The following is a 22,687-nucleotide window of genomic DNA, read 5'->3' as shown; positions in this document are numbered from 1 at the left end:
GCCATTAGCGCTAAACGGGTCTATTTCCATACAAAGAGAGATACAAGTACCAAGTAAACCACAGCGCTAACTTAGGCTTAATACTTTAAGGTACTGCGACATGTTGGAAACTGGCTACAACCCCAAAACTGATTACCTATTTGGTTGCCGCGCTTGGCCTTTCTGATCAACATCGGCGAGCCACACTTAGGACATGGCTGGTTAGTAACAGACGGCTTACTCACCTGAGGTTTTGCTTTGAGGCTATTAACATGCTGGTTGTGGACGTGATTGGTTTTAAGCCCTTTGCTAAGTTGATGAGTGCTAATTAACGCGACAATATCCCTTACTTGAGCTTGTGTAAGAACTCTATCGGAAAAAGATTTTATATAACGTAAACCGCCGCGAGCATAGGTAACGTTAGCTGGCATCGGGGTTTTAAATTGACTATTGCCAATAAAAATCACCAGCGAGTGGATAGCATGATCAGGCAGATTGAGTATGGCTTGCAAAGTTTTAAGGTGTTTGTAGTTTTGATGTAGTGGGTTTTGAAACTGATTTTTGTGGCGATAAATTTGCTGAGTCCACTGGCGCTGCTTGGCTGAGCCAAAGATCCAACCTGTGATGTTTTTAGTTTCAATAACAAACACACCAAATGACGAAACTAATATATGATCAATTTGCGTGCTGCCATCGACCGTCGCTAATGTTACATCCTTAACGAGGGTGTAATGGGCTTTGGGCAAAGTGGCTAACATGCGGTTAACAATAAACTCCCCCAACCGGCCTTTAAACCAGCGGCTTTTTAGCACTAAGATAAAAATGAGGACGGGCAACACATACCAAACTTGATATACGACTAACGTCATTAAGTCGACAGGGTTCGGGGTCATCAGCGCTCCTTAAGCTCCATTTCATTTAACTCAACGAGCTTCAGCTTTGTTTAAACCTGCTGTCTAAATGAATAACATGTTTGTAATAAAAGCGTCGTTGTAAGGGTAAAAACACTAAGGGGATAGAGACAGATCCCTGCGACCCTTTACGATAAAAAAAGAGAGCCACTCTGGCTCTCATGTGGTTTATTAGGCTTTGTTTAGCTGCAGAAACAGCCAATCTTTCAGCTCGGCACGATCCAGTTTAAGTTGGTTCATGGCTTGGTCACCAATGGGGGCGCCATTAAGTTCGAGCACTCGAATTTCTTTATCAAGGGAGTCGTACTTTTTGACCTGCTCAGCAAAGTTTTCATCGCTGGCAATCAAATCACTAATGGTTGACAAATGTTCTGGAAATTCAGCTCGGAGTGAATGATTTTCACCTAACATATACACCTCTTTTATTGACGATAAGCAGTTGGTAGCACATAAACCGTTAACACGTAGTTTTAAGTGTAGATAGTTTTACTGACTTTTTCATACTGGTTATGGCACAGATTAAAAGAGGTTTTCACGCTACGTTCGGCTATTTGGCGGCAGCCACAAACGCCATTTCGACTAAATAGTTAGGGTCGGCCAGTTCGGCTTTAACGCAGGCACGACTTGGCGCGGTGCCAGCTGGAAACCAAGCGTCCCAAATTTCATTTAACGCTGCTAGGTTAGCAAAATCCGTAATGTAAATAGTTACTGATAGTATGCGGGTTTTGTCGCTATTAATACTCGCTAGCCTTTCTTCGGCTTGCGCCAGCACTTGTTGCACTTGTGCGGAAATACCTGCCGATAAGTCACCTTCTGGCACTTCAACAAAATGGGCAATGCCGTTAAATACAGTCACGTCGGACCAGCGCACATCTGGGTTAATACGTTGAATATCCATTTTCATTCCTAATATTAGAAGCTTGATTATTGGCCACTATGATAATCAGTTTTGCTTGAGTTTTCATCAAACTAAACGTGGAATAAGTCGCGAGTGACGCCGCCTATTTGTTAATTAACATGAGCTTTGGATAAGTCATGTCGTATGAATAATCCTTAAAAACGCGGTGAATATATCTCTATACGATCCGCGTTTTCATCCCTGAAAACCACGTTTTGCTACCCATTCATACGATATCCATTGGTAATACCCTTAACCAGACTGGAGATTAATTAAGGCGTCTAGAAAATGGGCCTGTTACTCTGGCATTGCACTTTGCGCCTCAAGTAGCTCTTCTAAGGGTAGCTCGTTAAATTCTAGCGGCAAAACTTGCTCGGTAACTAATTTCCCTCCCGCATGAATTTGTGCTTGTGCCTGTTTAATTAATTCGGCTTCGGCATCTTGCTGACGCTTAATTAACTGCTCTGCGGCCTTTTGCTGCAGTATTTTTGGATCGGTGTATTGCAATAATTCTGTTGGCCATATCGGCACAATTTCTTCCATCTGCTGATTGAGCAATTGCTCGGCAAACACTTGCGGTGAGCCACCTGTTAGCAACATCACTGCCATTTGGTTGGTGTCAGCATTCCATACCAAACCCGCTTTTTCCGCTAACTCTGGAACGGGAGTATGGTTAGAAATTACATAATACAGCGGCCCTTGCTGCTGAATTTCGTCAGCCGTTTTAAGCAGGCTTACCGCGGTCTGGTAGTGCTCGCCCAGTAATGGCTCCATCCGGTTTTTAATCAGGGGTTGCTCTAACAAGTTAACGTCATTAGGGTCTAACCCTACTAACGGTTTCATTAGTGCCCACATTAACTGACCTTGAGGGGTCATTAACAGCAGTGGGGCGGCGCAGGCGTTTAGCAATAAAGCGAGCCATACCAAGTGCAGGTAACGGCGAGGTTTGAGTATCAGTTTACCCAAGATGTGTTGCTCCAAGAAAGTGACCAGCCAATTGCCGGCGGCGGATTATAGCGGGAAAATTTTACGCAAGCGAGGGATATTTATAGGTTAACTAGAAAGGCGTTTCATGGCAGTTTAACCGCCATAAAACGGATACAGAAGACTTAGTTATTGGCGAGCATTAGGCGGTTTTGCGTGTTCAATGCCGAGATGTAAGGCGTTGAATAAGCGATAAACTCATCTCTGGCTTGGCCTGATAATGATTCAGCTTGCGGGAGTTTCACCGTTTTGGGGTTAGTGTGTACACCGTTAACCAAAAATTCATAATGTAAATGCGCCCCGGTAACCCGCCCTGTTGCACCGACAGTGCCAATTTTATCACCTTGTTTAACGCGCTGGTTTTGCTTAACAAAACGCTTATTTAAATGCAGGTATTTAGTGATGTAGCTTGAGCTATGCTTGATCACCACATAGTTACCATTAAATTTGTTGTAACCAGAGGTGATTACCTTGCCGTCACCTGCTGATACAACTGGAGTACCAGTACGGGCAGCGTAATCAATGCCGCGATGGGCGCGAATTTTACCTGTAACTGGGTGGCGACGTTTCGGGTTAAAGCTAGAACTAATGTATTTAAAGTTTACTGGCGCACGTAAAAAAGCTTTGCGCATAGCTTTACCGTCAGGGGTGTAAAAACTGCCATCTTCACTGCGCACGGCTTGAAACACCTCACCTTGGTTAATAAATTCAGCCGCAAGTATTTTGCCTGTTTTTACAAACTCACCTTCATGGTAAAGACGCTCATAAAGCACTGCAAAGCTATCTCCCTGTCTAATATCCAAGGCAAAGTCTACATCCCAGCCAAAAATATTAGCAAGATCCATAATAACCCCTACTTCAAGGCCACTGTTCATGCCTGCGTTCCAGAAGCTAGAGACAATGTCGGCGCGGATAAATTCGGTGCGCGCTTCGAGGGTTAAGGTTTCAATACTAGCACTAAAGCCTTTAGTCTCTTTATTAACCACTAAGGTTTCAGTGCTGTTATAAGGGTAACGTAAGCGGTGAAATTTCCCCTCAGAAGTAAGAGTGAACTCTATTTTTTCACCGGGGTGAATGCGACGTAGTTTGTGTGCGTCACCACCTAGATTATCAATACGAAACAATGTTTTGGCGCTTAAGCCTGCGCGCTGAAAAATAACGGCTAAACTATCACCTTGCTCCACGGTGATGGTCTCTGTAAGCAGATCCGTAGAGGGCGATTTAGTCGTAGAGATAGTTGGATTTGCTTTTTTTACCGTGTCTGGCTCTAGCACCAAAGGAAGCGGGTACTTCTCACCTATGACATATTTTTGCTCGCCGGGCTCAAGCAACTCATTTAAATCTTGATGGGATAACACACTGGTCGTGGTTGAGGCCATGGCAACGTTTTCTACACTGGCACTTTGCACTGGTATGCGCAGAATTAAAAACAGCAATGCAAATAAAGACAAACTAAGAAGTAGATGTTTTTTCTTAAAAAAGGCACTAAATGACATTTAAACCACACTAAATCAGACTAAAACCAGAGTTATACCAAATTTATTCCAGATAAGGCGCTACGATTTTATCTATTGATGGCTTGATTAGCTACGTAAGGCGTCCGTTTCAGCTCTCAGTTTTATAAATCACAGCTGGATTTTAGGTGCTAAACTGGCGTAATCGAAAAAATCTTGGTGCAAGGTGACTCGTTGCTCATCAACATCGATAGTGAGAACTGTCACCGCCGGGATGCTAAATTCAATCTGCTGACCTGGAAAACCGTATAAACTGCCTTCACCTTGATAATGGTACACGCCAATAAACACCGCCAATTTTTTAGCAACATAGAAGCGTTGCTGTTCAAAATGGTAGCTCGTCATGCCTTGAGTACTTAATTGCCAGAACTCAAGAATATTTGATTTACCTTTATAGGTTTTACTCGCAGTGCGATCTTCTAATGTTGAGTTATCATTGAGATACTGAGCGATGTGTTGGTAGTCGCCCGCCAGCAACAGCTGCATATAATGCTGTGCCAATTGCTCTCGGGTTAATTTGTCCGACTCATTCGCCTGTACCCTGAACGTCAGCATTAGGTAGGCAAGTAATGAATAATAACCGTAACGTTTCAGGCTGCGTATTAATATTTTCATCTTTTTGCTTAGCGGCGTAAGTTAAATACAGGTAGAGATAAATGCCACCGCAGTGCTGCCAAGCGAAGGCTTAAGGTACCAGCCATTGCGATGCCCAGTGCCCAGCCATCATCCAATCCTAGGTATAAGCTAACAGTGTAAAGTACTCCCCCTAAAATGGACGCCGTGGCGTAAATTTCTTTTTGTAATACAAACGGTATTTGCCCCGCTAATACATCGCGGATCATGCCGCCCGCCACACCGGTGATCACGCCCATAACAACAGCAACAACAGCCGGCAGTTCATAAGATAGGGCTTTTTCAGCGCCAATCACGGTAAACAGGGCTAAACCGAAGGCATCAAGTACTGGCAATAAAAAGCTTGGCAGGCGATGTGCCTTACGGGCTGTTAGCATACTAATAAAAGCCGTGGCAAAAATCACGTATAGGTAGATAGTATCATTGATCCAAAATACTGGGGTCGCGCCAATGGCCATATCGCGAATAGTACCGCCACCAATAGCGGTTACAGAGGCAAGGACAACTACGCCAATGGGATCCATTTTCAGCCTTCCTGCGACCAGTACGCCGGAAATAGCAAAAACGATAGAACCGAGTAAATCTGAAAAATATACAAATTGGGCTAACATGGCTTTGTGGTGTTTTAGTAGGAAATTGGCGCGATTTTACCCTAAGCATTCACAAAATATTATCTTTTCACGAAAAAAAAGCGATGCCTCAGCATCGCTTTGCAAACGCCACCAGTTAAACCTTAGTGGCTCGTGCTTGCCAGTTAGCTTTCACTCACCAAATTAGCCTCAACCCTATTGGTTTTACGGCGATGAAAAAAACTTGACACATTCGCGCCCAATTTCAATAAACAAGGAGTAAGCACTAACGTAAGTATGGTTGCAAATGCTAAGCCACCAGCAATGGCTGTCGCCAGCTGTGACCACATTTGGGTACTTGGCGCGCCAAACTCCACGACTCGATTAACAATATCAACATTCGTTTCTAACACCATTGGCAGTAACCCCAATACGGTTGTCACTGTGGTCATCATTACAGGCCGTAAACGCTGCGCTCCAGTGCGCAAAATAGCTTCTCTAATGTTCATGCCCTTGGCACGCAGAAAGTTGAAAGTGTCGATCAATACAATATTGTTGTTAACCACGATCCCAGCCAAGGCAATCACGCCTATCCCCGACATGACAATGCCAAAAGGTTTTTGCGTGATATAAAGGGCAAAAAACACCCCCACCGTTGAGAACAATACCGCACTTAAAATCAGGCCAGCTTGGTAAAAAGAATTAAACTGAGTGACCAAAATAATCGCCATAACAAATAGAGCAACAACAAATGCCTGACTCAAAAACGCCGATGACTCCGCTTCATCCTCATTTTGACCACGTATTTTAATGCTTAACCTCGGATCGATGTCCATTTTTGCCAGCTCGGCTTCTATCGCAGGGACAATATCATGTAGCTGATAATCTCCGGCTAAATCGGCACCTATAGTGATCGATTTTTTACCATCCACTTTATGGATTGTCGCCTGTTTATGAGCCGGGCTTAATTCTACAAAGTTAGTAATCGGAACTTGTCCTTGCGGCGTTTTTATTCTGAGTTCATCAAGGCGAGCAAGGCTGCGCTTGTCCTCAGGAAAACGTACTCGAATATCCAACTCATCGTCAACATCATCAGGGCGATACTCGCCGAGCTTCAAGCCTGAGGTAATAAATTGTACAGAGCTGCCGACTAACGCTGCATCTGCGCCATAGCGTGCGGCATCGGCTCGGTTGACGTTTAGCTGAAATTCAATGCCGGGTTTATCGCCGTTATCTTCGATATTAACGAAGTAACCCGAGTTGACCATTTTTTCACGCATCAGCTTAGAGGCAGGCTCTAATAGCTCGGCAAAACGCGAGTTAATTTCAATAGAAACATCTTTTTCTGATGGTGGACCGCCTTCATCTTTTTTTATCACCATGGTGATACCAGCAAGATTGTCAGTGCGCTGCTGAATGTCGGCGATGACTTCATCAGCCGGTCGTCGCTGTTGCCAATCCAGTAAATTAACTCGAATAGTTCCGATAAGATCATCTTCGTTATTACCGCCACTGCCCGTTTTAACCACTAAGGTGTCGATGTCCTCAATACCGAGAATTCTGCCTTCTACTTCAGCCATTAAGGTATCTTTTTCATAGACGGAAAGATCGCCATACGAGCGAACCTTGATGTTAAAACCGGGAGGCTCCATATCAGGGAAAAACGTTACTCCTAATTGAGAATTGCCATAAAGGAAAATAACAATGACCGCTGTCACCAAGGCCGTGACTAGGGCCATAAAGGGGTATTTTATCGCGCGATTAAGTAGGCGAACATACACCCCAGTAAATCCCGGTAGGGTTAAAATATCACCCGTTTCGGCCTGCAGTAACGCTTGCTTATTTTTCTCTGATACCGGACGTGCTTTACCAAAAATACCGCCAAGTGCAGGAACAAACACCAGTGCCATTAGCAATGACGCTAATAGCGTGCAGATCAAGGTAAGCGGTAAATACTTCATGAACTCGCCCATGATCCCCGGCCAAAATAGCAACGGAGCAAAGGCAGCAAGGGTGGTTGCGGTAGATGCGGTGATGGGCCATGCCATGCGCTTGGCGGCTAAACGATAGGCTTGCTGCTTGGGAATGCCTTCCGACATTTCACGATCGGCGTATTCTGTCACAACGATGGCCCCGTCCACCAGCATGCCAACTGCCATGATCAAGGAAAACATCACTACGATGTTAATGGTCATACCAAAAATGGCGAGGATTAAAATACCAGTTAAAAACGATCCCGGAATTGATATCCCAACTAACGCAGCACTGCGTACACCTAAAATAGCGACAATGACAATGACCACCAAGATAATCGCGGAGCTGACATTGGCTTGCAGCTCGCCAAGCATGTTTTTCACGTCTTTGGATTGGTCGCCAGCAAAGTCAGCCTTAATATTCGATGGCCACTGCTTGCTTTCTTCTGCGACTAAGGCTCGCACCTTTTCTACAGTGGAAATCATGTTTTCACCAGGGCGTTTAACCACTTCTAATGCTAAGGTGGTTTTGCCATTCACTCGGGCAAAAGATTCAGGATCTTTAAAGGTACGACGAATACTGGCCACATCAGCAAAGGTGACCACGGTATCGCCATCCACTTTTATGGGCAATCTGTAAATATCTTGTAGGTTGCTAAAAACAGAAGGGACTTTTATCGGAAAGCGCCCCTGCCCGTTATCCATGTCTCCCGCGGCAACAATTTGGTTATTACGTGAAATAAGTTGATAAATATCACTGGTGTCTAGGTTGTAACTTTCAAGTAACAAGGGATCGACAATAATTTCCATCATGTCTTCACGATCGCCTTGTAATTTAACCTCTAGCACTTCACGCATGCTTTCAATTTTATCTTGTAAGTCCCGGCTAAGTCCCACTAGCGCACGCTCTGGCGCCGAGCCCGAAATAAGCACAGTCAACGCCGGATTCATACTGGCAAACGTTACTTCATGAATCGTTGGCTCATCTGTGCCATCCGGTAACTTGGCTTTGGCTAAACTTACTTTTTCCCTAACATCAGCTAATGCTTCTTTTACGTCGATACCAACATTAAATTCCATGGTGACAGAGCCATGGCTAGCTAAAGCGATTGAGGTCATTTCTTTGATCCCCTCAATACCTTTAAGCTCTTGCTCTAAGGGGCGTAACAGTAAACGTTCCGCATCTTCAGGGGAAATCCCTTCGTGATGCACTGAGACATAGAGAAAGGGAATTTGAATATCAGGGTTAGACTCTTTAGGAATGTTGTTGTAAGTGACTGAGCCTGCTATCAGCAGCAACAGCAGCATCATTACCACTGTGCGTGCGCGGCTCAGGGCCGCATCTATCATATTAACCACGTTCAGCCTCCGCCGTTACAGCGATGACTTTATCACCTGGATTGACAAAACCTTGGCCAACGGTAATGACATCTACTGGACCAGAGAAGCCGGATAACCAAACACCATCAGGCTCTGCTTTGATAATTTTAATGGGGGTAAATACAACGTGTTCATCGACCACTGTTTTAACCCCGAGATCGCCATGATCATTTAAAGCTAACACCGCTGGCGTCACTTTAATACCGGACGCTTTCTCAAGTGGAATACTCAGCTCAGCACTTAAACCGGCAAGATAAGTTAAGTCTGGATTATCAATGGCCACTTCAATGCGAAAAGTGTTAGTGGCAGGGTTAGAAACTGACGAAATATAACTAATTTTACCCGCTACATTATCGTAATTAACTAAGCGGCTGTATGCTTCTTGGCCGAGATGAATTCGAGAAATATCCTTTTCAGTGACATCACCAACCACAATAATAGGGTCAATATCGGATACTTCGGCAATGGGGTCGCCAATACCTAAAAAGTCCCCTACTTCCACAAGACGCGTATTTAAAATTCCGGTAAAGGGCGCTTTGATTGTTGTTTTTTCAATTTGCAAGGTTAAACTCGTAACCGAAACGCGCGCATCAACCAATGCCGCTTCCGCTTCGGCTAATCGAGCTTTTCCCTGAAAACCCTGCACATTCAGTTTTTTAGCACCGTTATATTCTATTTCCCGTTGCTTAAGTAATGCTTTAGCACGTGCTAACTGCTCTTTTCGATCATTTATTTCAAGACGTACAATAGGCTCGCCTTGCTTAACTAATGCACCACGTTTTGCAAAAACTTCAACTACCTTACCACTGACTTCGGCACTCAGCATCGCTTGTCGGTTTGGTTCGCTGCGACCGTATAGCGTTAAATCTTTCACCACATCTTGCGACACAAAGCGAGCGATACGAACCTTAGGTAAGACCACTTCAGCTTCCTCGGCTTTGGCTGGGTGCTTTGCCTCTTCTTGAGCAGCATGACCGGACCACATCCAGCCAAATAGTAGCAAGGTTAATACTAACGCAATAATATAGGGTCTGGTTGCAAGCCAATTTGAAAAAGCAGCAAAGCCAAGCATGGTTTCTCCTTAAAACTGATAAGTGACGTTTCATCACGCTTAATCCGTTGTATGTGTTAACCATCAAACAAAAGCACAAAGTGAGTGCTTAACATTTTGCGGGCTAACCCTGTGCTGTTTCATAGGGTATTGCATTCGCTGGCTGCCAATCTGACCGAAAGTGTGAATAACATAAATTAAGCACTGGCTGATGAACTCATAACTAGCTAAAACAATGAAATAGAATAATACAACTCAGCAAATTAAAATCAAAGGAATCTAATAAAAAAAGTAAAACTTGCACAATATAAAGCGGAAAAATAAAGCGGGAAAAAGCTTGGCTATGCCAATACAAAATTACAGGCATAAAAAAACCACCTAGGAAGGTGGTTTGTAACAGCGTTATGATTGGTTAGATACTGAAGCTTGAACCACAACCACAAGTTGACGAAGCATTAGGGTTGTCGACTAAAAAGCGCGATCCCTCTAAACCTTCAGTGTAATCAACGGTACCGCCCACTAGGTACTGTAAACTCATAGAATCTACTACCATAGAAACGCCATCGTTACTGACAACGGTATCACCTTCGTTCACCTTTTCATCAAAGGTAAAGCCATAAGAGAATCCTGAACAACCACCGCCAGTTACATAAACACGCAAATTTAAATTTGGGTTTTCTTCTTCTGCAGCCAGTACTTTGACCTTTTTTGCTGCGGCATCACTAAAATATATGGGTAATGCTGTTTCAACATCTGTCGACATCTGTAACCTCTGAGCTCACTATCTGACTTCGATTATCTAATACCTGAGTAAACAGTTCAAGTATTCATCGACAGCCGCTAATAAAATGTCCAAAAAATCATTCCATCACTAAGTCGGATCGGTTGTAGTCATTGCGTCTTTTTGTGGCTCTGCGCTTACTTCAGCCTTTGGCGCATTGGTTGGCTTGCCGCTCGGCTCTGTACTGGATTCCATACTTGGGCTAATACTCGGTTCAGCGGTAACTTCTGGCATCGTGGCCACCGTTAAATCAGCTGTAGGGAGCACGACAGGATCCGGAAGTGGCACATACACTTCAGACCACAGATAATCAGCTGACCAAGATTGTGCTTTGCCTCTGTTATCACTGTCTAGATTAATGGTGAGCTTTACATTTGCCACTGTCATGCCTTCAGGTAGCTGGATTTCTCCCTCAATCACTTGAAAGTAAGTAAAGTCTAACGGAATATCAGCCGTTTTATTAAGGGATAGTTCCGCCAAAGGCAATGTCACGGTTTCTTGTTGTTGATTAACACCATTGATTTCAAACGTCGAAGAGCCTTTAATCACGCCTCTTTCTTTAGCCAATTGCACTAAGACCAAACGATAGCGTAACACTTGGTTTTCATTGGCGTAGAAGTTCAATGAATCAATTGCCACCCCCCCCACCATCAGTTCAGGCGATAGTACCTTTTGGTAAAAAGCCAGCTCTTTACGCAATTCAAAAATTTCATTTTGGCTTTGCGTTAGATTTTGTGTAATAGCAGCTAATGCGACTTGCTCAGTTTCCAACGCAGTATTTTTGACCGCTAACTGACTAGAAAGCTCATTGTTTTTTTCATTGAGCGCCGCGATATTCAACTGTAGAGGTTCAATAATGGCGGTGGTGTCTTGATAGCCTTTTTGTCCTGTTAAGAAGCCAACACTGAGTCCTAGTCCAACTAACATCACCCACCAAGTATAACGAATTAACTTTTTCAAGCTGATAACCTCTTTAATTTTATAGTGCTTTTATAATTTTCTTCGGTCTATGGCACTTATTTATACCCGAACGACTTCAAGGTGCTTATATATAAAATGTCCAACGAGCCCTTTACGCTTGTTTTTTGTCCAATTACGTGAGCATGGTACCAAAAGCCCGTTTTTTGCGCTGTAAAATTTATCTCTGCGAAATGGTATAAATTGTCAACGGCAGTGCAAGGTAACTTGTTTTTTTGATATATTGCCCACCATTTTCTGAAGAAGTCACAAGGACTAACATGAGCCAGTCATCTCAATTATTTGAACAAGCAAAAACGGTCATCCCGGGCGGCGTAAATTCACCTGTACGTGCATTTAACGGTGTTGGTGGCTCTCCTTTGTTTATCGATAAAGCCAATGGTGCCTATATATATGATGTAGATGGAAAAGACTACATAGATTACGTTGGCTCTTGGGGACCGATGGTACTTGGCCATAATGATGACCGTATTAAACAGGCTGTGCTCGCAGCAGTAGAAAACGGGTTAAGTTTTGGCGCGCCAACCGCGATCGAAGTTGAAATGGCCGAAAAAGTACGCCAACTGGTACCATCGATGGAACAAGTGCGCATGGTAAGCTCTGGTACCGAAGCGACTATGAGTGCTATTCGTCTAGCTCGTGGCTACACAGGTCGCGATAAAATCGTGAAATTTGAAGGCTGTTACCATGGCCATGCTGATTCATTATTAGTTAAAGCAGGCTCTGGCGCATTAACCTTGGGCCAACCAAGTTCGCCGGGCATTCCTGCTGACTTTGCCAAGCATACTTTAACCGCTAGCTTTAACGACCTCGCTTCTGTTGAAGCATTATTCGACCAATACGGCGACGAGATTGCCTGTATTATTGTTGAGCCTGTTGCTGGCAATATGAACTGTATTCCACCGAATGCTGACTTTTTATCTGGCCTGCGTGCTATCTGTGACAACACGGGCGCCTTACTGATCATTGATGAAGTAATGACTGGCTTTCGCGTTGCCCTTGGCGGCGCACAAGCCCATTATAATGTTGTCCCTGATCTGACAACACTTGGCAAAGTAATCGGTGGCGGTATGCCAGTTGGCGCTTTTGGCGGCAAAAAAGTGGTAATGGATCACATCGCGCCAACGGGCCCTGTTTACCAAGCGGGTACGTTATCGGGTAACCCTGTAGCAATGAGTGCAGGTTTAGCGGCATTAAATGCTTTGTGTGAACCAGGTGTGTATCAGCGTTTAAGTGAAAAAACAGAATACTTAGCCAAAGGGCTTAAACAAGCTGCAGATGAAGCAGGCATTCCATTAGCAATTAATTACGTTGGCGGTATGTTTGGCTTTTTCTTCACTGCCAAGGAAAAAATCACCCGTTATGAGCAAGTCACGCAATGTGATATCGAGCGCTTTAAGACGTTCTACCATTTAATGTTAGAACAAGGGGTTTACCTTGCCCCTTCCGCTTATGAGGCCGGATTTTTATCGTTAGCCCATAGCCAAGAAGATTTAGACAAAACCATCGCTGCTGCAGCACACTGCTTTAAAGCACTGTAACGCAAACTAAGCTTTGTTGCCCTGCTTAATTGTGGGGCAATTTAGCGATTCCTTAACACGCGATACACTCCCCTCCTAACGCGACGTTTTACAGCTAAAACAAATACCACTTAAAACTGAGGGTAAACCCCTATCATTACCCTTGTTTTCATTAATTTGCATTACAACAGTGAAAATATGACACTGAATCCAGAATAAACCATCAATTCTGATATGTTCATATCATGAATCAGTAATTTAGAAAGGCTGGCTGAATGAAACGTAACATCACTCTTGCAGGCACTTGGTGCTTATCTTCCGACTCTTCACGTAACATTTCATGTGACATAGGCATTCCAGGCGATATACATAGTGCTTTGTTGCTAGCTAACGAGATCCCAGATCCATATGTCAGTAAAAATGAGAGCCAAGTGCAATGGGTGGCACAGACACCTTGGCAAATTAAACGTTCGTTTTTTATCTCGGAATCAGAGCTTAACCAAGCTGCTCTCGAATTATGGCTTGAGTCCCTCGATACCATTGCCACTGTGTCGATAAATCAACAAGTAATTTATCAAGCCAGTAATCAGTTCCAACGTCATATTATCAATATCAAGCCTGTGGTTACCTTAGGTGAAAATGAAATAGAGATCTTGTTCCACCCTGTTGCTAACATCGCAGCAGAGCGAGCTGAAAAACTTCCTTTTCCAGTGCCTTGGGCTGTGGGTAATAATCAAGTTCCACACATGAACACAGTGCGTAAAGCCCAGTGTCATGCCGGTTGGGACTGGGGCATTTGTTTATTGGTTGCAGGCTTATACGAAAAACCACTGATTAAACCCATCGACAATATCAGTTTGCGCTATGTTGAGAACACGCAAGTTTTCACTGAAGATAGTTGCCAATTATCCATTGATGTTGAGTATTTTGCTTATCGTGAAGACACGCATACGTTTATTTTGCAATTAGGCGAGCAACAGGTTGAGAAAACGGTAACGGTAAACGAAGGATTACACACGATAAAGTTCGATGTTGTTATTACTGATCCGCAACGTTGGTGGCCTGCAGGGTACGGCGAACAGCCCCTTTATGATTTAACTGTCACCGTTGCTAATCAAATTATCCAGCAACAAATTGGCTTACGAGAATTAGAGCTGATAACTGAGCCCGATGAAATAGGCTCAAGTATGCTATTTAGAGTGAATGGACGAAATATTGTTTGCAAGGGAGCCAACTGGATCCCAGCTGATGCAATGCCTAGTAAGGCCACTGTGGAAAAGGTTGATCAATTACTAAGTGATGCCGTCGCCGCTAATATGAACATGCTCCGGGTCTGGGGTGGCGGTATTTATGAATCTGATACCTTTTATCAACTGTGCGACCAAAAAGGTTTATTGGTTTGGCAAGATTTAATGTTTGCGTGTGCCCAGTATCCATCAACACCTGAATTTATTGCCGATGTTGAGGGAGAACTAAACCACCAACTCAAGCGCCTTCAACACCATAGCTGTATTGCTTTATGGTGCGGTGATAACGAGGTCATAGGTTCAATTGGCTGGTATCCCGAATCACGAGAAAACCGCCAGAAATATACAGTCAACTACGATCGATTAAACCGAGCGTTAGATCATAAGGTCGAGCTGCTTGATCCGAGCCGTCGTTTTTGGCCCAGCTCCCCTTGTAATGGTGAGTTAGATTTTGGTGATGCATGGCACGATGATAATAAGGGTGACATGCATTTTTGGGACGTATGGCACAGTGGTAAATCGTTCTCTGCTTATCGTGAGGTAAACCCTCGATTCTGTTCAGAGTTTGGTTACCAGTCATTTCCTTCAATTAGCACGGTAAAAACCTATGCTGAAGAGTCGCAATGGAACATTACTTCACCAGTGATGGAGTGGCACCAACGCAACAATGGTGGCAACTCTAAAATTATTGAAATGTTTACCCGCCTGTTTCGATTCCCGCAAGGATTTGAGAATTTCCTCTACTTAAGCCAAGTGCAGCAAGCGTTAGCTATTAAAACAGCATCTGAATATTGGCGTTCAACCAAGCCTGTTTGTATGGGCATATTATACTGGCAACTTAATGATGTTTGGCCGGTAGCATCTTGGTCCAGTATTGAATATACCGGCCAATGGAAGCAGTTGCATTATCACGCTAAACGCTTTTTTGCACCAAACCTTGTTACCTTTGTGCCACAAGGGAAACTGTTGAATGTGATGCTGATAAGCGATCTTGATAGCGATACCAAATACCATGGAGAACTGGTTAAATACAACTTTGCAGGTGACGTAATAGAAACAGTTGAGTTAGACGTTGTCAGCCCAAAAGATCAAAGTGTGGTTATTCACTCGCTACCAAATGAAGAAGACAATCAACATTTTTGGCACGTTAAATTAACAGAGGCAAGTAATCACCAAATTGTACTTGAAAATGATTATATTAATGTACCGTGGAAAGCCTGCGAGCTTGAGCAAGCCAAGGTAGAATGGTGCGTGAGTGAGATGGACAATGGCTTTATCCTAACGCTAACAGCAGATTCCCCTGCTTTCTTTGTGCAGTTAAGCTCAGCATTACCTGGAAAGTTCAGTGATAATAGCCTAACCCTATTGCCCAACCAGCCAAAAGAGATATTTTTTCAATCAGAACAAGCGCTCAGTCGAGCAGAGATAGTGGCCTCTCTATCCTGTACCCACCTGCGCGACACCTACTAAAGCATGCTTATCTGCCGTGATTAAATAGTAACAGGCGAGGAATACGCCTGATAAGCCACTACCAACTAGGCTGTCTAGCCAAATTTCAGAGCAAAAAAAAGGGAGCTAAACTAGCTCCCTACTAACAAACCATTACAAAGGAAAGGAAATGGCTCTTTGTAAATATCCACGTTTATCTACCCTTGGTAGGGCTACCACTGCGATCCTTGCTGTGGGTAATTTATGTAAGATGAGGTGCAATCATCTTACAACCACTAAATTCACAACAGCTAATAAAATAACGCTTCAAAAGACTGCATGGCAAAGATAACAAATTTCTGCCTAAAAAAACCACAAAACTTTGCGTAAATTACGTTAAGCAACCGAAAATAAACGTCAAAAACGTTAAAAATTCACGTCAAAAACGCCAATAAAAAATGTAAGGCATTGTTTAAATTAAAAATGAAAACAAAAAAGATAGCGCTATCATGACAATGCTCAATCATAAAATAATTCAATTTTGGCACGAGACTTCTCAATTAAGTCGTCAAGATGGTAGTGAATGATTATTTATTAGCACTAGGGATGGCTTCAAGAAAACTGTATTTAGCCTCAGTTTTGCTTAAGCCAATTACGAGCGGATACAGTAATTTTACTGCGAAATTTCATGTTCAGGGATGCAAGCGTAAAGCGTAAAGCGTAAAGAGATGTATACCCGAACAATCTCAAGAAACAAAGTTCACCGTTATTCTCTAGGTCTTGCTTGGGTCTATTTACCGTGTTTTTGCAAGAAATAGCTGTCTTGCTTATCCAGAAGTACTCAGGTTATTTAGTAATTACAAGGCTCAGGGGAACAAGGGCTAGTTTAAACAGCGAGTAAAAATAGGCCGCCATATATTGTGAAGAGATAATCGTTCGTAAACGGCATAGAGACATAAGTTCAACCAATATCACAATATGTAGAGCACTACTAAAAATACTATTTTGCTTTGCCATATTATCTTAGTTCTGTACAAGCCGAGCGCAGCAGAATGTCGTTTTTAGTGATGAAAGCGCGCTTATAATTCCCTAACTTGAAGCTAGTCGCTTCAAATAATATTTTAGGCATAAAAAAACCGCCATCTGGCGGTTTTTACTAATGAAGGTGACTATTATTTCATAACAAAATCAACACGACGGTTATCCGCCATACCTTCTGATGTATCGTTGCTTGAAGCTGGGTTACTTTCACCTAAGCTCTTAGTGCTTAACGCTGACGCGTCAGTACCAACAGAAGTCATGTAGTTGTACGCAGCTTCTGCACGCTTGCCACCTAACCACATGTTGTAACGCTCGGTACCTGAGCTATCAGTGTTACCTTGTAGTTCAACGTTCAAGCCATTTTGGCTAATCGCATCGGCTACACAGCTCATGTGGTGTTTCATACCACGACTTAATTCGTAATTATCAAATGCAAATTTTAACGGGGTAAAACCAACAACGCGGCCATCAACAGCTTGTACGTAATTCTTACACTGTGAAGGAACGAAGAAAGCAACTTCTTCCATTACTTCTTCTTCAACTTTCACCGAGCAACCAACTTCGTCAACAACATCGCCAGCAGGCGTGTCAGGACATTCATCTTTACTATTTGGCACGCCGTCAAGATCAGTATCCGGGTCATAACATAATCCCGCAGCAATAGCGGCTGTCATTACTGATGCCGCCCCCATTGCACCAGATGCATCAGCACCGGCAGCAACTAGAGCACCAAGACCACCACCAACAATGGCACAAATTGCTGGATGAGCAGCTTCGCTGTTAGGGCTATGCTCTTCGTTAGTCGCACAGCCAGAAGTTAATAGCGCTGCGCTTACCGCTGAGGCTAAAAGTATTTTTTTATTCATTGCTGTTCCTGCCATATTTTTATTGTTAATAACATCCCTAAGTAAATTAATTATAAGGAGATTAACCAAAAATTCTACTTAACCAACTAGGAATCTCTTTGATATTTTGTTTAGTACAGCCTTTTTGTGATACTAGTTGCGTTTTTTTAACAGGTAATTTAATCACGTTGTCACATGTATCATTGACTAATTGACCTGTTTTAGCAATGAACCGCCCCATCACGACATTGTCTGGCATTTCTAATTGGCTACTCTTGCCTTGTCTTTGTTTCATGTAAGAAGCAAATACAGGCACCGCACCACTCGATCCCGTTAGCCCAGCGGGTTTATTATCATCACGGCCAACCCAAACAGAAACAAGGTCTCTGTCATCCCAGCCCACAAACCAGCTGTCTCTCAGCTCATCAGTGGTGCCCGTTTTACCGCCCAATTTCACTTTAGGTACACGCCAGGTTAAGCTTTTGGCGGTGCCGGTTTGTGTCACTTCCTCAAGATTGTACAAGGTAAGATAGCTGGCAGCTTTATCAAGTACCCGTTTAGCACGCTCATTTTTTTCATAGATCACCTTTCCGGCACCGTCTGTAACCGCTCGAATGGTGACAAGAGGTTGGTAGAGACCTTGACTAACTAAAGTTTGATAAATTTGGTTAACCGCCATAGGCGACATTGAAACACTGCCGAGCACCAAAGAAGGATAAGGTTTAACAGCTTTATCTAAGCCCATCTTATTTAAGGTCTTCACTACGTTATCTAAGCCAACAGCTACACCAAGATTAACAGTCGGAATATTCAGTGATGAACTCAGAGAGTCATGCAACGACACGCTGCCGCGATATTTCTTATCATAGTTTTTTGGTACCCAAACGCTGCCAGACTTATTTTTTAATTTAATCGGCTTATCTTTTAAGATAGAGGCAAGATTATAATCTCCCTCAAGTGCAGTAACGTAAACGGCAGGTTTTACTAATGATCCTATCGGCCTCACCGCATCCATGGCACGGTTAAATCCGGCATATTTCACATCTCGGCCACCCACAACCGCAATCAACTCCGCTTTGCGTTTGTCTGAAACGACTATCGCCCCTTCAAGTCCCGATAACTTACGCGCCTTTTCTATATCTGTTAAACCTTGGGCTAAAGCATTTTCAGCACTGGCTTGCGCCACAGGATCAAGAGAAGTAAAAACCCGCACCCCAGATTGAATCACGTCTGTGCCGCCCACTTTTTCTTCCAGTTCACGCCGCACTAAAGATAAAAATGCTGGCGCCGTTTGCTTACCCATCGCGCCGCGTTTAATCACACCAATATCCGCCGAAGAAGCAACATCATATTCATGGCGCTCAATTAAGTCATTATCAGCCATTAGCTTAAGTACAAGGTCTCGCCTTGCGAGTGAACGCTCAGGTGCGCGCCACGGGTCATAGTAAGAAGGGCCTTTAACCAATGCCACTAGATGCGCAATTTGGCCGGCAGATAACTCAGACACAGGACGACCAAAGTAGAAATGACTTGCTAAGCCAAAGCCATAAATACCATTGGCGCCATTTTGACCGAGGTAAACCTCATTTAGATACGCCTCAAGAATACGATTTTTGTCATAACGAAAATCAATGATTAGTGCCATATAAGCTTCTTGAGCTTTGCGTAGCAATGAACGCTGACGTGTTAAAAAGATATTTTTGGCTAACTGTTGAGTAAGAGTACTACCGCCTTGCACCGTTTGCCCCGCTCGAACATTAGCCACCATGGCACGTAAAATGGCCATCACAGAAACGCCTTGATGTTGATAAAAGTCGCGATCTTCAACCAGCATTAAGGTTTCAATTAATAAATCAGGCATTTTATCTAGCGTGACCATCATGCGGTCTTCGGCATTATTGGTGCCAATACGATCAATTAACAATGGCTCAAGCCTAACATAGCCAAGCTTTTGACCAGTTTCGACTAAGGTAATGGTGCTCACCGTGGCGCCGTTGAATTCAATCAAAATGCGTTTTTCTGGTTCCGGCCCATCTTTAAATACAAAACCACGACGCACAACCTCAATGCGTGTTTTTGATTGAGCATATTCCCCTGCTCGACGCGGTGATTGCACATAGCGATAATTAAGTAACTTAAGCTCGGCGATCATTTCACTTTTATCGAGCGCCATGCCGGGATACAAGGTTAACGGGCGCGCATAGACTTGCGCCGGAAGTTGCCACAGTTGGCCATCCATTCGAGTACGTATTTTGCTATCAAGATAAATGCCATAAATCAGCACACCAGCAAACATCACTAGACTGAATTTAAGCCCTGTTTTCCAAAACCATGCAAAAATATTTTGTCGATTAAATTTCGATTTTGGCTTTTTTTTACTGCGCTTACGCGGCGCTCGAAGCGTTGTTTTTTTTGGAGTAGCCATATTACTGCTCTGAATTCATGAATTTTTTGGTTTTAGTAGTCGCCTGCGCGGAACGAGGATCATCAGGCCAATAATGCTTGGGATAGCGTCCTTTCATTTCTTTTTGCACGTCTTTATAACTGCCTTGCCAAAAGCCCGCTAAGTCTTGAGTAGTTTGCAGAGGTCGACCCGCCGGAGACAATAACAGAATTGTGATTGCAGCACGACCATTGGCTATTTTTGGGGTGTCACTTAAGCCAAACATATGCTGCATTTTTACCGCTATAGCAGGGGGCTTATTTCCCTCATACTCTATTTTTACCGTGGAGCCAGCTGGCGTAGTGTAACTGTGCGGAAAGTAGTCTGCCAAAGCTTGTTGTTGTGGCCAAGTTAACCTTTGTTTAATCAGGTTTAACATGTCCAATTTTTTCACTTGCTCTAAGCTGGTGAGCTCCGTGATATAAGGTGCTAACCAAGCATCAATATTCTGACGTAAGCTGTCTTGATTGAGCACTGGCAGCGCTAATTCAGGCATTAATCCCCGCGCATATTCAACCAGCCCGATATAAGCTAACGCAGCCTTGCTTAACGGCAATTCGGGCAAAGCGAGTATACCTTGCAGCAATGCTTGGGAGCGCTGCTCAGCGTTGATTTTTGTCAGCGGTTGACTGCTTAATACAATCGACCCTACACGCTCCTGCTTCGTTCCTTTTACCTTATTACTACTGCTGTCCCAACACACCTCTTGATGCGTGTTGAATAAATGTGGCTGATATTGCTTGAGGGTTGACAGCTCAAGAGGAGCAGCCGTAAAAGCCTGTAACGCTTGTTGTTTGCCAACACCGCCAAGTTGCGGGATCACCAACCACTCATGATTAAACAAGCTTTGCTCGGAAAAAAGTTTCACGCCCAAACCTGAACTAAGTAGCCAATTGTCACTATTCGTCCCCGCTCGCTTACGAGCAATGCGATCAGGATAAGCCAGCACCAAAGCCAGGCCTGTTAATGCCACGGGTAAAGCCGCAGGGGGGACTAAATCTAACTTGTTCAAGGTTTGCAGATACTGCTGCTGGTCGACCCTATTAAACTTTGATTCCACTGCGCGGGATAAATCAAATTCCCTTTGCTGCTGGTTTAATAAAACCGCTAATTTTGCTGCTAACGCAGTAAAGCCAACCAGATTAAATTGTTGCTCTAATTCCTTAGCGGCCAATAACATATGTGCTTCGCGCGGCGAGCCAGAAAAAGCTAACATGGCTTGACCATGAGCCGTTAACTGGCCCGCTGGCGTGAGGGCGCCAAGTTGATTGAGTATGTTAACGGCTTGCTGCCAATTGCGCTCAGGCGGTAAAGTCAACCAAGATAGCGCATTTGCTTGCTGCACGCCCCAACCCGCTAGCTCTAACACCAGAGCGCTCAAATCAGCCACCATAATATCAGGTAAACTGTATTGCTCTAAACTCGCATACATTTCTTTATTGATCAGTCGATAACAACTACCTGCTTGAATCCGCCCTGCTCGCCCCATACGCTGTGTAGCAGCCGCTTGACTAATCAAACGTGTGGTTAAGGTGCCAATGCCGGTTTTGTGATCAAGTTTTAAGCGCCGCTCGCGCATCGAGTCCACCACTACACTGATGCCGGCAATGGTTAAACTGGTTTCTGCGATATTAGTAGCAAGCACAATTTTACGCTTACCCGCTGGTGGCTCAGCAATCGCAAGACGTTGTTCATTGAGAGGCATCGCTCCATAAAGAGGGCAAATATTCACATCTTGCCATTCTTGCTGCTGTAACAATTTAGCGAGGTTAACAATTTCTTTTTTACCCGCTAAAAAAACCAAAATATTACCGCTTTCATTGGCAACGATCTGTTTGATCAACAGCGCTAAATCTTGCTCTATATACTGGTTTTTCGGGCTCCGGTAATGAAGCTCAACCGGATACATACGACCTTCACAAGTTAACACCTTAGCGTCAGGCATTAACTCAGTAAGGGGTTGGTTATCCAATGTCGCTGACATCACTAATATATGTAGATCGTCACGTAATCCAGCTTGTACATCCAAGCATAACGCTAAACCTAGGTCTGCCTGTAAGTTACGCTCGTGGAACTCATCAAAGATCACCATCCCTATCCCAGTCAGTTCAGGATCTGTCTGTAGCATTCGAGTGAGCACACCTTCGGTGACAATTTCTAAACGCGTATGCTTTGATACAACCGTTTCACCACGCATTCTATAACCCACTGAATCACCGACTTCTTCATTAAGCTGCTCAGCCAGGTAATAAGCAATATTTTTTGCTGCAAGCCGACGAGGCTCTAACAAGATAATTTTACCTTGAACATGGGACGTAAGATTTAATAAGAATAAAGGTAATGCTGTCGACTTCCCCGCCCCCGTTGGCGCTTGTAATATAATTTGCTGATGACTAGATAAGCTAGACTGTAAGACTGGAAATATACTTTCTATGGGCAACACAACAACGACCGCAGTTAGATAATAGCTGGCACTATCTTAACGCAAGCGCCCTTGACTAAAAACTCTAAC

General features: G+C 43.8%; 16 protein-coding genes. 2 read left to right on the top strand and 14 right to left on the bottom strand.

What is annotated here, in order from left to right:
- Positions 1-77: 77 nt before the first annotated feature.
- The 11 genes from Q4519_RS08580 to Q4519_RS08530 all read right to left on the bottom strand — a co-directional run bounded on the left by Q4519_RS08580 (position 78) and on the right by Q4519_RS08530 (position 11,633).
- Positions 78-872, bottom strand: a complete 795-nt coding sequence (locus Q4519_RS08580; protein WP_303511596.1) for a nuclease-related domain-containing protein — start codon at positions 870-872, stop codon at positions 78-80.
- A gap of 189 nt (positions 873-1,061) precedes the next feature.
- Positions 1,062-1,301, bottom strand: coding sequence for a YdcH family protein (locus Q4519_RS08575; protein ID WP_233054117.1), 240 nt, complete (start codon positions 1,299-1,301; stop codon positions 1,062-1,064).
- A gap of 136 nt (positions 1,302-1,437) precedes the next feature.
- Positions 1,438-1,788, bottom strand: coding sequence for a RidA family protein (locus Q4519_RS08570; protein WP_232804080.1), 351 nt, complete (start codon positions 1,786-1,788; stop codon positions 1,438-1,440).
- Between the two features lie 297 nt (positions 1,789-2,085).
- Positions 2,086-2,754, bottom strand: coding sequence for a hypothetical protein (locus Q4519_RS08565; RefSeq protein WP_232804081.1), 669 nt, complete (start codon positions 2,752-2,754; stop codon positions 2,086-2,088).
- A 143-nt stretch (positions 2,755-2,897) separates the two neighbouring features.
- Positions 2,898-4,268 (bottom strand): peptidoglycan DD-metalloendopeptidase family protein, encoded by a 1,371-nt coding sequence (locus Q4519_RS08560; protein ID WP_303511591.1) that lies wholly within the window; start codon positions 4,266-4,268, stop codon positions 2,898-2,900.
- Between the two features lie 129 nt (positions 4,269-4,397).
- Positions 4,398-4,901: a nuclear transport factor 2 family protein gene (locus Q4519_RS08555; protein WP_303511589.1), complete on the bottom strand. Its 504-nt coding sequence runs from the start codon at positions 4,899-4,901 to the stop codon at positions 4,398-4,400.
- 8 nt (positions 4,902-4,909) lie between these two features.
- Positions 4,910-5,530: a trimeric intracellular cation channel family protein gene (locus Q4519_RS08550; protein WP_232804084.1), complete on the bottom strand. Its 621-nt coding sequence runs from the start codon at positions 5,528-5,530 to the stop codon at positions 4,910-4,912.
- Positions 5,531-5,673: 143 nt separating this feature from the next.
- A complete protein-coding gene (locus Q4519_RS08545; protein WP_303511587.1) occupies positions 5,674-8,820 on the bottom strand; it encodes an efflux RND transporter permease subunit in 3,147 nt (1,048 codons plus the stop codon).
- Positions 8,813-9,913: an efflux RND transporter periplasmic adaptor subunit gene (locus Q4519_RS08540; protein WP_232804086.1), complete on the bottom strand. Its 1,101-nt coding sequence runs from the start codon at positions 9,911-9,913 to the stop codon at positions 8,813-8,815. Before Q4519_RS08540 ends, Q4519_RS08545 begins: the two co-directional genes overlap by 8 nt.
- A 391-nt stretch (positions 9,914-10,304) precedes the next feature.
- Complete coding sequence (erpA, locus tag Q4519_RS08535) at positions 10,305-10,655, bottom strand: iron-sulfur cluster insertion protein ErpA (RefSeq protein ID WP_232804087.1); 351 nt, start codon at positions 10,653-10,655, stop codon at positions 10,305-10,307.
- Between the two features lie 108 nt (positions 10,656-10,763).
- A complete protein-coding gene (locus Q4519_RS08530; protein ID WP_303511584.1) occupies positions 10,764-11,633 on the bottom strand; it encodes a DUF6776 family protein in 870 nt (289 codons plus the stop codon).
- Positions 11,634-11,911: 278 nt separating this feature from the next.
- Here Q4519_RS08530 and hemL point away from each other — a divergent pair, with 278 nt between their 5' ends.
- Together hemL and Q4519_RS08520 are read left to right on the top strand one after the other, a co-directional pair.
- Positions 11,912-13,192, top strand: a complete 1,281-nt coding sequence (gene hemL, locus Q4519_RS08525; protein ID WP_303511583.1) for a glutamate-1-semialdehyde 2,1-aminomutase — start codon at positions 11,912-11,914, stop codon at positions 13,190-13,192.
- Positions 13,193-13,446: 254 nt separating this feature from the next.
- Positions 13,447-15,888, top strand: coding sequence for a glycoside hydrolase family 2 protein (locus tag Q4519_RS08520; protein WP_303511582.1), 2,442 nt, complete (start codon positions 13,447-13,449; stop codon positions 15,886-15,888).
- 1,130 nt (positions 15,889-17,018) lie between these two features.
- Here the strand turns inward: Q4519_RS08520 and Q4519_RS08515 are convergent.
- From Q4519_RS08515 to hrpB, 3 genes are all read right to left on the bottom strand, one after another.
- A complete protein-coding gene (locus Q4519_RS08515; protein ID WP_303511580.1) occupies positions 17,019-17,753 on the bottom strand; it encodes an OmpA family protein in 735 nt (244 codons plus the stop codon).
- Positions 17,754-17,814: 61 nt separating this feature from the next.
- Positions 17,815-20,157 carry a penicillin-binding protein 1B gene (gene mrcB, locus Q4519_RS08510; RefSeq protein ID WP_303511579.1) on the bottom strand — a complete coding sequence of 781 codons (2,343 nt, stop codon included), beginning with the start codon at positions 20,155-20,157 and terminating at the stop codon, positions 17,815-17,817.
- A 1-nt stretch (position 20,158) separates the two neighbouring features.
- A complete protein-coding gene (gene hrpB / locus Q4519_RS08505; protein ID WP_303511577.1) occupies positions 20,159-22,618 on the bottom strand; it encodes an ATP-dependent helicase HrpB in 2,460 nt (819 codons plus the stop codon).
- Between the last annotated feature and the right edge of the window lie 69 nt (positions 22,619-22,687).

It is taken from the genome of Motilimonas sp. 1_MG-2023, from assembly GCF_030547455.1.
Classification (GTDB): Bacteria; Pseudomonadota; Gammaproteobacteria; order Enterobacterales; family CBDFNC01; genus Motilimonas.
Note: the sequence above shows the minus strand (reverse complement) of the source record. Positions and strands in the feature narration are given on the sequence as shown.

Excerpts from the sequence above, each read along its gene's own strand:
- Q4519_RS08515 (WP_303511580.1), bottom strand. The coding sequence starts at position 17,753 with ATGAATAAAAAAATACTTTTAGCCTCAGCGGTAAGCGCAGCGCTATTA.
- Q4519_RS08570 (WP_232804080.1), bottom strand. The coding sequence starts at position 1,788 with ATGGATATTCAACGTATTAACCCAGATGTGCGCTGGTCCGACGTGACT.
- Q4519_RS08540 (WP_232804086.1), bottom strand. The coding sequence starts at position 9,913 with ATGCTTGGCTTTGCTGCTTTTTCAAATTGGCTTGCAACCAGACCCTAT.
- erpA (WP_232804087.1), bottom strand. The coding sequence starts at position 10,655 with ATGTCGACAGATGTTGAAACAGCATTACCCATATATTTTAGTGATGCC.
- Q4519_RS08560 (WP_303511591.1), bottom strand. The coding sequence starts at position 4,268 with ATGTCATTTAGTGCCTTTTTTAAGAAAAAACATCTACTTCTTAGTTTG.
- Q4519_RS08555 (WP_303511589.1), bottom strand. The coding sequence starts at position 4,901 with ATGAAAATATTAATACGCAGCCTGAAACGTTACGGTTATTATTCATTA.
- Q4519_RS08550 (WP_232804084.1), bottom strand. The coding sequence starts at position 5,530 with ATGTTAGCCCAATTTGTATATTTTTCAGATTTACTCGGTTCTATCGTT.
- hemL (WP_303511583.1), top strand. The coding sequence starts at position 11,912 with ATGAGCCAGTCATCTCAATTATTTGAACAAGCAAAAACGGTCATCCCG.
- Q4519_RS08520 (WP_303511582.1), top strand. The coding sequence starts at position 13,447 with ATGAAACGTAACATCACTCTTGCAGGCACTTGGTGCTTATCTTCCGAC.
- Q4519_RS08575 (WP_233054117.1), bottom strand. The coding sequence starts at position 1,301 with ATGTTAGGTGAAAATCATTCACTCCGAGCTGAATTTCCAGAACATTTG.
- mrcB (WP_303511579.1), bottom strand. The coding sequence starts at position 20,157 with ATGGCTACTCCAAAAAAAACAACGCTTCGAGCGCCGCGTAAGCGCAGT.
- Q4519_RS08580 (WP_303511596.1), bottom strand. The coding sequence starts at position 872 with ATGACCCCGAACCCTGTCGACTTAATGACGTTAGTCGTATATCAAGTT.